Origin of the sequence: Shewanella sp. T24-MNA-CIBAN-0130 (genome assembly GCF_040310185.1) — a bacterium.
Taxonomy (GTDB): Bacteria; Pseudomonadota; Gammaproteobacteria; order Enterobacterales; family Shewanellaceae; genus Shewanella; species Shewanella psychromarinicola.
In genome coordinates, this window is the sequence record NZ_JBEOPP010000451.1 from 1 (window position 1) to 251 (window position 251).

A 251-nucleotide genomic window follows, 5' to 3' on the forward strand; every position below is an offset into this window, starting at 1 on the left:
TCTCATCCCAGGTGCTAAAGCTCCAACCCTTGTCACAGAAGAAATGGTGAAACAAATGAAGCCTGGTTCTGTCATTGTCGATGTAGCCATTGACCAAGGCGGGATTGTGGAAACAATCGATCATATCACAACACATGATCAGCCTACTTATGAAAAGCATGGCATTTTACATTATGCTGTTGCCAATATGCCCGGAGCGGTTCCGAGAACATCGACAGTTGCTTTAACAAATGTCACAGTCCCATACGCAC

Annotated in this window: 1 pseudogene; it reads left to right on the forward strand. The window is 45.0% G+C overall.

Annotated features, from left to right (window positions below):
• A pseudogene (locus AAEZ02_RS23095) lies at positions 1-251 on the forward strand (alanine dehydrogenase); the annotation flags it as partial.